This is a genomic window from Streptomyces sp. AB3(2024), from assembly GCF_041862025.1.
Lineage (GTDB): Bacteria > Actinomycetota > Actinomycetes > Streptomycetales > Streptomycetaceae > Streptomyces.
This window is the reverse complement of sequence record NZ_JBGWAB010000094.1, coordinates 25,043-32,586: the sequence shown is the minus strand read 5'-3', so window position 1 is coordinate 32,586 and position 7,544 is coordinate 25,043. Positions and strand designations below refer to the sequence as shown.

Below are 7,544 nucleotides of genomic sequence, written 5' to 3'. Positions count from 1 at the left end.
CTCGAAAAACCGCAGGCCAGCCCCACGGCACGAGCCCGGAAAGACAGTGAAACGAGCCGAGACCCTCACCGAACACGTCCGCTTGAAGGAACAACGAGGTTAAAGATCAAGCTAAGGAGAGCCGTCAAGGTCCCCGATGGCAAACGGTCCAAGTTCGCTGTCACAGGACAGGCGAGGGGCCCCGGTCAGCGGCTTGGCGCCGGAGGCTCGTAGTACGCAGAGCCGAGCTGGACGCCGCGCACCCACTGGGCGAAGTGCTGGTCCTCCCCGGCTTCGCGGTCCAGTGCACGTCCGCTGACGTAGAGCGTGGTGACCTGCTCTTCCGTCTCGAAGTCGAAGCGGGTCTCGTGAGCTGCCTGGTAGACGCCGTAGCCGGAGATGTCGTGGATGGACATCCGTCCGGCCCGGCCGAAGACGAGCGCGGGCTCCAGGTCCTCGAAGAAGACCCAGGTCTGCGGCAGCCCGCCGCCACCGGCCCGTGCGAACCCCACGGCGAAGCCGCGCATCACGATGTGGGTGTCGATGTCCCGGGTGTCGTCGGGGAGAGTCCTGACCCGGTGGATGTGGTCGTAGCCGGGTTGCCGCCCGGTCCACGCCCACGTCTTGTCCTCGCAGGCGGGGCAGGTGCTGGCGGGCTGGTCACTCATGGGCTCATTCCTCATCGGGTCGGCGTGCTTCGGACGTGGTGGCGATGGCTTCGTCGTACGCGGCGAAGGTCCGGTAGAGGGTGGAGCGGCCGATGCCGAGGTGCGCGGCGATGGCGGTGACCGACTCCTGCGCGTCGCGGCGCCGCAGGGCGACGGCGAGCATGTCGCCGTCGACGGCCGGCGGGCGGCCGCCGTGCTTGCCGTTCGCCGCGGCGGTGTCCAGGCCGACGAGGGTCCGTTCGTGGATGAACTCCCGCTCGACCTCGGCCATCGCGGCGAACACGACGAAGAGGACCTTGCCCGCGCCGTGCGGGTCGTAGGTGCCCGCGAGGGGGCCGGTGCGGATCTCCAGGCGGTGGCCTCGCTCGGCGAGGTCCTGGGCGCTGGTGATGAGCTCGACCATGTTGCGGCCGAGGCGGTCGAGCATGGTGACGGTGAGGGTGTCGGCAGGGCGGAGGTCGGCGAGGGCGGCGTTGTACTCGGGCCGGATCTTCTCTCGGGTGCCGACCTTCTCGACGTGGATGCGGACGCACTCGGCCGCCTTGAGGGCGCGGACCTGCCCGGCGAGGTCCTGGCCCTTGCTGGACACCCGGGCGTAGCCGACGCGGTCGCCGGTGCGCTCCAGCGCGGCGATCAGGCCGGGGTCGAGCTCGGGGCCGGGCTGCCAGGGCCGGCCGGGGCCGCGGGCGGCGGGTATGCGGATCGCGGGTCCGGACTTCAGACCGGGGATCTTCGCGTAGCGGCCGGTGTGATAGTCGACGGCGACGACGCCGGAGTTGGCCCGGCACGCCGATCCGGGCGCCGCCCCGCAGCGCGGGCACGGTTCGCGCTCGACGAGCTCGGCGCGGGCGGTCTCGTCCAGGTTGCCGTTCACGTGTTCCCCTCCCGTCTGGCCGCTCGACGCGGCCCGTCCCGAATACCCGTCCCGCCGCTCCGTGGCGGCCGCCGGTTTCGGGACGCCTTTCGGGACGGCTCCCGTGTTCCTGTCGCCGCGGCGGGCGGCCGTCCCGGAATCGGTCGTTTCCGGGACGCACGGATGAGCGACGGCCGTACGGAGTTCCGGTGGGACCGCGCGCCTTCATGATCAGCGTGGACGCGGCTGGGGAGGCTGCCCACCGATCGCCCCTCGTTCACTCGTACGGGTGGACGGGGCGGGTGTCCCGAACACGTTTCGGGACCCTGCCGGAGACTTCCGATCATGGAGGGGGCGGACGAGTCGAAGCGTGCTGCGGCGGTGGCCCGGCTGGTCCAGCTGCGGGACGCCGAGCAACTGTCGGCCGCGCACGTACGGCTGGCCGCCGAGGGGCTGGGCGTCAGCGAGCGCACGGTGTGGCGGTGGCTGTCCGCGAGCACCCGGGCTCCCGAACACCGCGGGCCCGAGCCGTACGTACTGAGCGAGACGGACCGGGAGGCGTACGCCCTCTACCGGGGCAACGTCTCCGCCGTGCACCGCGCCCGCCAGGCCGTGGTCGACGGCGACGGCACCACCGCCGGCGCCCCGGTCCCCGACTTCCTGCGCGAGGGCTGGACGGACGCCGCCCCCGTCGCCCTGCGCACCATGCAGGTCGCGTTCAACCGCGAGCTCACCCCGGCCGAGCGCGCCGCGTGGAAGGTCGGCGAGTCCGGGCGCCGGGCAAAGTCGGTCTACCTGCAACGCCCGGACGAACCCCGCGGCCGAACCTGGGAAATGGACCACAAGCAGCTGCCGATCCTCGTACACCCGCCCAAGGGCAAGCCGATCTCCCCGTGGATGACCACGATCGTCGACGACGGCACCCGCGCCCTGCTGGGCTGGTCCCTCGCGGTGAGCCCGCACGCGGGCACGGTCCTGACCGCGATGCGCATGGCGCTGGTCCACGACCCCGACGTCTCGCCGTTCGGCGCGGTGCCCGCCCGCGTACGGATCGACAACGGCTTGGAGTTCGCCGCCGGCACCATCAAGGACGTGCTGGCCGCGCTGTGCATCGTCCCGCACCGGCTCCCGCCGTACCTCCCGCATCGCAAGGGCAAGGTCGAGCGGGTCAACCTGACCATCGAGCAGACTCTGGTCTCCCTGATGCCCGGCTTCACAGGCGGCCCCCGCGACGCCGCGGGCCGCCTGTACGGGCCGGTCGGGGACAGCCCGGCCGCCAAGCGCGCCGCCGAGAAGACGGGCGGCCCCATGCTCCTCGACGACTTCGTGAAGCGGCTCGCCCTGTGGGTGCGCTGGTACAACACCGAGCGGCCGCACCGGATGCTGGCCGGCCGTACCCCGCTGGCGGCGTGGCAGGAGGACGAGGCACCGCTGCACCGGATCGACGCGGACAAGCTGCGCCACCTGCTGCTGTCCGGCGAGGAGCGCACCATCCAGAAGGACGGCATCCGCCGGGGCGGCCTCTGCTACGTCGCGCCCGAGATCCACGGCCGGGTCGGTCAGGTCGTCCAGATCCGGTACATGCCGCACGACGACCGGTCCATCGAGGTCTACCTGGGCGGCAAGCACCTGTGCACCGCGCTGCCGACCGGAACGCTCACCGCCGAGCAGACCGAAGCCTTCCGTACTCAGCAGCGCGACGAAGCCGCCCGCCTGGGCCGCGAACGCCGCAAGGCGTCCCGCCGGGCCCGCCGCGAACTCGCACCGATGACCGGCGACGGCACAGCGGCCACCGAATCCCGGCTCGTCCCGGACAAGGTCGGCCGCGGCTCCTCCCGCCAGGCCCTGGACGCCGCCCTGCGCGCCCGCTCCTCCACCTCCCTGCTCGGCATCACCCCGATCACCAAGAACGAGGAGAGCTGAATGCCCCGGCACTTCGCCGACCTGACCGGCGCCGCGACGCTGCCGACCGGCACCTTCCAGCTCGCCCACCGCGTCGTGGACGACCTCGTCCTCAACAACGCCACCGGCGTCATCCACGGCCCGGCCGGCACCGGCAAGACGTACGCGGTCGAGGCCGCCCTGGAAGACCAGGCCCGCCGCGGCGGGCCCGCCGTGTGCGCGCTGTCCTTCACCGCCCGCCCGACCATGCGCCTGGTCGCCGACCAACTCCTGGCCGCGCTCACCGGCATCGAGGCCCCCAAGTCCCGCAACCGGTTCCACATCACCAACCGGCTGCTGGACCTGCTGTCCCACCCCAAGCGCCTGGTCGTCGTTGACGAGGCCCAGCGCCTCAACAGCGACTGCATCGAACTGCTGCGGCACCTGCACGACGACCCGAGAACGAAGTTCGCCCTGCTCTGCGTCGGCGGTGACGGCTGCTGGGAGGTCCTCTCCCGCGAACCGATGCTCCGCTCCCGCGTCTTCCGCCGCCTGCCCTTCCGCCCGCTGACCGCCGAAGAGATCCCCACCCTCATGCGGGACTACCACCCGATCTACACCGGAGCGGACGACGCCCTGCTGCGGCAGATCGACGAGCTGTACGGACAGGGCACCATGCGCGACTGGGCCGCCTTCACCCACACCGCCGCCGGACTGTGCCAGGCCGCCGGCCGGCCCCGCATCGACATCGAGGTCATCGACAACGCCCTCACCCTCCTCGGCGGCGGCGTGTATGCCTGAGACCGCGCCCGCGACCCACGTCGTCAACCGCGACCTGCCGCCCGGCCCCCGCCTGGTGCTCGTCCGCAACCCCGGCGACGACCACCGCATCGTGCGCCGCCTGGCCGCCGTCGAAGGCCCCGGCCGGCTCGTCGTCCGCCCCACCCCCGGCGGCCGCACCAGCGACCTCGCCCTCGACATCCTCACCGCCACCGGCCGCAGCCCCGCCACCCTGCTCGCAGACCGCACCCCCGCACCCGAAGCGTGGCGCCAGGCCGCCGCCCAGCTGTCCACCGACCAGATACGCCACCTCGTCATCGACCGCGCCCACCGGCTCCCCGACGGCGCCCTCGACCTCCTTGCCGAACTCGGCGGCCGCGCCGACGCCACCGTGTGGCTCATCTGGCCCGTCACCGAAGACGACGCGTACGTGAAACCGCCCGTACGCACCTTCCACGACGCCGGATACCGCTTCCAGGCGATCGACCTCGCCGCCTTCGCCCGCGAGCTCCCGCCCTCGCCCCGCTCCCTCACCAACCCCCTGCGCGCCGACGCCACGACCCCATGGGCCGAAGGCGTCGGCCCCGTCCTGCCCATGCAGGACTTCCCCGTCTTCCTCGCCCACTGCCGGGCGAAGCTCCCTGGCAACACCTTCACCGCCCTGAACGAGGCCTACGGCCGCGAGTTCCACCTGGCCGACCAGTGGCTGACCCGCCGCGGCCTGGCCGGCCACCACGCCCAGCCCGGCAGCCAGCGGCACACCCGGGCCCTCGGCGCCCGCCTCACCTTCCACCTGCGCGACGACCGCATCGGCCCCGCACCCGACCAGGCCCACGCCCTCGTACGGCTCCGAGGTTATCTGGGGTTGTCAAGAGAACGTGCAGGTCAGCGCGAGTTCGGCCGTTCAGGCAAGTGAGTCACGTAGCGCGGTCTGATCGGTGGTCCGGTCGGGTGCGAAGGGTCGGCGGAGGCTTTGGGCGGCGGGCCGTGGTGTGGGGTTGCGTGGTCACGGGATGCCCCGGCGTCGGTGGTCCGAGGGTGGGCGGCCGGCGCCGGGGCGTTCGTCATGCCGGTGTGCGGTTACCGGGGGCCGGGGCGGTGGACGTGGTTGGGCCGGTCGTGGCCTGGCTCTTAGCTACGCCAGTTGGTCGGGGAACGCCTCCCCGCACGGACTACGACGACTGGAAGGAGCTACTCAGGGACTCCAAGGTGCGGGACGGCCGATTGCACGATGCGCGCCATACCGCCGCCACGGTGCTGTTGATCCTCGGGGTCTCGGAGCGGGCAGTCATGGGACTGATGGGGTGGTCCACCACGGCCATGGCCGCGCGGTACCAACACATGGTCGACTCGGTCCGGAACGACGTGGCCCGACAGGTCGACGGACTGATCTGGGAGCGGAACGGAGACGGGCCCGGCGACGGAGCCGCCGGCGGGCTCCCATCGGTCAGGTGAGCGATGGGGGCAGGTTGGTGGACCTGCCCCCAGTCGATCAAGTCGCGACCTGGCACTGATCGATGAGCCGCGCAACCACGCTGAATGTGCCTAGCCGGCAGGGTTTCGGAGCGCGAAGTAGGCCCCCTGACGGGCTGTGTCGCGGAGCATCGAAAACGGGCCCCGGGCGTCGGTCGCCGCTGCGGCGAGGGACGTGCCGGGGCCCGTTTCTGGTGATCGTTGATCAGGTGTTGCAGCCGGTTCCGGTGGTCGGGCTGGTGCAGCTGTTGTGGCCGGCTCCGCCGTCGTTGGTGTTGGTACCGGCACCGCCGTTGAGAGCGTCGTTGCCGGGGCCGCCATCGTTGGCGTCGTTGCCCGCGCCGCCGGCCAGGGAGTCGTTTCCGTTGCCGCCGATGAGGGTGTCGTTGCCGATGCCGCCGGTGAGGGAGTCGTTGCCGTTGCCGCCCTCGACGCGGTCGTTGCCGTCGCCGCCGGACAGCACGTCGTTGCCGTCGCCGCCGCAGATCAGGTCGTTGCCGCCGCGGCCGTCGACCACGTCGTTCCCGGCCAGAGCGAAGATTACGTCGTCGCCGGGGGTGCCGGTCAGGACGTCGTTGCGGTTGGTGCCGGTGATGGTGGCCGTGGCGGTCGCGCAGGTCAACGCCGGCGCTGGCACGACCCCGATCGCCACCCCGAACGGGAGGTCGCCGACGGGGACAGTGGCCACGACGGTGTCGGTGGCGGTGTTGATCACGGACACCGTGTCGGCGTTGGCGTTGGTGACGTAGGCGCGGGTGCCGTCCGGCGACACCGCCACCTCTCGAGGCGCATCGCCGACGGGGATGGTGGCGACGACCGTGTTCGTCGCCGTGTTGATCACGGACACCGTGTCGGCGTCGGCGTTGACGGCGTAGGCGCGGGTGCCGTCCCGCGACACCGCCACCCCCTGGGGCACATCGCCGACGGGGATGGTGGCGACGACCGTGTTCGTCGCCGTGTTGATCACGGACACCGTGTCGGCGTCGGAATTGGTGACGTAGGCGCGGGTGCTGTCCGGCGACACCGCCACCCCGAACGGGAAGTCGCCGACGGGGATGGTGGCGACGACCGTGTCGGTGGCGGTGTTGATCACGGACACCGTGTTGGCGCTGAAGTTGGTGACGTAGGCGCGGGTGCCGTTCGGCGACACTGCCACCCCGAGGGGAGCATCGCCGACGGGGATGGTGGCGACGACCGTGTTGGTGGCGGTGTTGATCACGGACACCGTGTCGTCTCCGCCGTTGGTGACGTAGGCGCGGGTGCCGTCCGGCGACACCGCCACCCCCAGGGGCTCAAGGCCGACGGGGACGGTGGCGACGACCGTGTCGGTCGCGGTGTTGATCACGGACACCGTGGCATCGGCGCGGTTGGTGACGTAGGCGCGGGTGCCGTCCGGCGACACCGCCACTCCCCACGGCGTATCGCCGACGGGAACCGTGACCACCACCGTGTTCGTCGCTGTGTCGATCACCGACACCGTGGCATTTTGGAAGTTGGCGACGTAGGCGTAGGTGCCGGGCGGCACGGCCTGGGCGGGCTGTGGGGCCACCATGGGCAGGGCCAGGCCGGCCACTAGGACGAGACCTGCCACCAGCGCCCGCAGCAACCCACCCCACCACGAGCGACGCACTCGAAGACCAGGCGGCGCCGACGACGGGAGGGCCTCCTGCGCGCCCACCCCCCTCACCGTTTGACAGATGGTCACAGCAATCCTCCCGACCGGGCTGACAGAACGGGACGGATTATGACAGTTCGCCACATTCGCTAGGGCGGGGACACGCGACCGCCCCGACCATGGGCCGGGGCGGTCGCCTGGACGTTCGTGCGCCCCACCGAAACCGCACCCGGTCCGGTGCCGCGACTGAACCGGAGGATCCAGGGCCACGGAGGCGGGCGACTGGACCCAGGCA

6 protein-coding genes and 1 pseudogene are annotated in these 7,544 nt (G+C 71.8%); 4 read left to right on the top strand and 3 right to left on the bottom strand.

All coding sequences use genetic code 11. From position 1 onward, the window contains the following. Positions 1–185 precede the first annotated feature (185 nt). Together ACEPPI_RS28810 and ACEPPI_RS28805 are read right to left on the bottom strand one after the other, a co-directional pair. On the bottom strand, positions 186–647 hold the full coding sequence (locus ACEPPI_RS28810) for a hypothetical protein (protein ID WP_373918195.1): 462 nt from the start codon (positions 645–647) through the stop codon (positions 186–188). A gap of 4 nt (positions 648–651) precedes the next feature. Continuing rightward, positions 652–1,521, bottom strand: coding sequence for a recombinase family protein (locus ACEPPI_RS28805; RefSeq protein WP_373918194.1), 870 nt, complete (start codon positions 1,519–1,521; stop codon positions 652–654). Positions 1,522–1,845: 324 nt separating this feature from the next. Between ACEPPI_RS28805 and ACEPPI_RS28800 the strand changes: the two genes are divergently transcribed. From ACEPPI_RS28800 to ACEPPI_RS28785, 4 genes and pseudogenes are all read left to right on the top strand, one after another. After that, complete coding sequence (locus tag ACEPPI_RS28800; protein WP_373918193.1) at positions 1,846–3,423, top strand: Mu transposase C-terminal domain-containing protein; 1,578 nt, start codon at positions 1,846–1,848, stop codon at positions 3,421–3,423. After that, complete coding sequence (locus ACEPPI_RS28795) at positions 3,424–4,182, top strand: AAA family ATPase (RefSeq protein WP_373918192.1); 759 nt, start codon at positions 3,424–3,426, stop codon at positions 4,180–4,182. After that, a complete protein-coding gene (locus ACEPPI_RS28790; RefSeq protein ID WP_373918191.1) occupies positions 4,175–5,077 on the top strand; it encodes a hypothetical protein in 903 nt (300 codons plus the stop codon). Before ACEPPI_RS28795 ends, ACEPPI_RS28790 begins: the two co-directional genes overlap by 8 nt. 209 nt (positions 5,078–5,286) lie before the next feature. Beyond that, positions 5,287–5,616 (top strand): annotated as a pseudogene (locus ACEPPI_RS28785) (tyrosine-type recombinase/integrase); the annotation flags it as partial. A gap of 223 nt (positions 5,617–5,839) precedes the next feature. Here the strand turns inward: ACEPPI_RS28785 and ACEPPI_RS28780 are convergent. Continuing rightward, on the bottom strand, positions 5,840–7,240 hold the full coding sequence (locus ACEPPI_RS28780) for a beta-propeller fold lactonase family protein (protein WP_373918190.1): 1,401 nt from the start codon (positions 7,238–7,240) through the stop codon (positions 5,840–5,842). Between the last annotated feature and the right edge of the window lie 304 nt (positions 7,241–7,544).